The 1,708-nt window shown below is 72.0% G+C and carries 3 protein-coding genes; 2 read left to right on the top strand and 1 reads right to left on the bottom strand.

The genetic code is table 11. The features are described from left to right. Both x551_RS21820 and x551_RS27985 read left to right on the top strand, forming a co-directional pair. Positions 1–659: DUF4743 domain-containing protein (locus tag x551_RS21820; protein WP_253950455.1), on the top strand; the 659-nt coding region annotated here is incomplete at its 5' end. After that, on the top strand, positions 656–778 hold the full coding sequence (locus x551_RS27985) for a hypothetical protein (RefSeq protein WP_256364004.1): 123 nt from the start codon (positions 656–658) through the stop codon (positions 776–778). The genes x551_RS21820 and x551_RS27985, both read left to right, overlap by 4 nt. 29 nt (positions 779–807) lie before the next feature. Here x551_RS27985 and x551_RS21815 read toward each other — a convergent pair. Next, positions 808–1,708: phospholipase A (locus x551_RS21815; protein WP_051512282.1), on the bottom strand; the 901-nt coding region annotated here is incomplete at its 5' end.

The raw sequence follows: 1,708 nt of genomic DNA, 5'->3' as shown, positions 1-1,708 counted from the left end.
TCGCGGCCGGCGCACTGCCGGTGCTCCGAGCGCATGCGCCGTGGCTGCAGGAGCGCGACGATGGCGTGCTGAGCACCGCGCTGCGCGACGAGGCGCTCGATGCCGCCTTCGCCGTCACGCATGCGGCACTGCGCGAGCGCGGCCTGATCACCGGCTGGCGCAACGAAACCTATGCCGTCGTGCCGGCCTGGGGCGCGCCGGTGCTGGCGCGGATCGAGCGCGCGGCGGCGCGCTTCTGGGGCACGCTGACCTTCGGCGCGCATGCCAACGGCTACGTCGCCGGGCCCGACGGCCGCCCGAGCCACCTGTGGATCGCACAGCGCTCGCCGCACAAGCCCACCGACCCCGGCAAGTTCGACAACCTGATCGGCGGTGGCGTGCCGCACGGCCAGACGCCGTTCGAGACGCTGGTGCGCGAAGGCTGGGAAGAGGCGGGCCTGGCCGCCGACCTCGTGCGCCGGGCCACGCGCGCCGGGTCATCGACCTGCAGCGGGCGCTGCCCGACTGCGCCGGCCACGGCCTGCAGCGCGAGCAGCTGTTCGTCTACGACCTGGCGCTGCCGCCCGGCGTGCAGCCGTGCAACCAGGACGGCGAGGTCGCCTCGCTGCAATTGCTGCCGGTGGCCGAGGCGCTGGCACTGGCGGGCGGCGACACGATGACGGTCGATGCCGCGCTGGCGACGCTGGATTTCGCGCTGCGCTGGCGACTCCTCGGGGAGCGCGAGCATGCCGCGCTCACGGCGCGCACGGCCGGGCTGTTCGGCCCAATGCCGGACTGAGCGCACGTGGAGCGCTCGTCCATGGCGCCTCAGAACTCGAACAGCGTGAGCCCCAGCCCCAGGCTGGTCTGACGGAAGTTGTAGTCGAGCAGGGTCTCGCCGTAGCCGCTGAACAGCTGCACGTACCAGCGCAACGCGCGCGGGCTGCCGGGCTCGACCGGGAAGGTCCAGTCGAACTGCACGGCGCCGCGCCGCAGGTCGCGGAAGTTGGTACGCCACAGCAGCGCGGCGGTCGCTCGGCCGGGGGTCCAGTTCAGCGTCACGTCGCCGCGACCGCGGTAGCTGGTGAGATCGGGGTTGTCGTCGTCATCGGCGTTCTCGCGCACGCGCCGGTTCAGGCGCAGCGCGATCGAGACGTCCTCGCGCTCGAAGCCGGCGCCCGCGTAGACGCGGTTCCAGCTGCGCGACAGCGGCTTGGTCTGGCCGTTGGACTGGTGGGCGAAGGCCAGCATGCCGTAGCGCCACTGCCAGCCCCACGGCAGCGCCCGCAGACCCTCGGGCACCGGCACCACGTACATCACCTCGGGTTCGTAGTCGCTGCTGCGGAAGGGGGCGGAATCGCCCTTGTTATAGAGCTGCCAGAGCGACTGCTGCGTATAGCCGACCCAGAGGTCGGCGTCGGGCAGCAGCACGCTCTGCGCGATCTTGGTCCGCAGCGAGAGCTGGAACTTGGCCTCCACGCGCTTGTAGTCGCCGAGTTCGGCCGTGCGGTCCGGGCTGGGGCTGGACGGACGGGTGTTCAGGCGCGTGGTCACGTGCACCGGCAGCAGGAAGTTGGGTCGGTAGCCGGTGAAGTTGAAGGTGCCGCGCTTGTCGGCGCGGTCGAGTTCCCAGTACTTGGACAGGAAGCTCGGTGCCGGAGTCGGCGGACCCTGCAGGCCGTTGCCGCCCACTTCCGGTGCCGGCCGGGCGACCACGTCGGGCGTGCGG

The organism is Methylibium sp. T29 (genome assembly GCF_000576205.1).
Lineage (GTDB): Bacteria > Pseudomonadota > Gammaproteobacteria > Burkholderiales > Burkholderiaceae_C > Methylibium > Methylibium petroleiphilum.
Note: the sequence above shows the minus strand (reverse complement) of the source record. Positions and strands in the feature narration are given on the sequence as shown.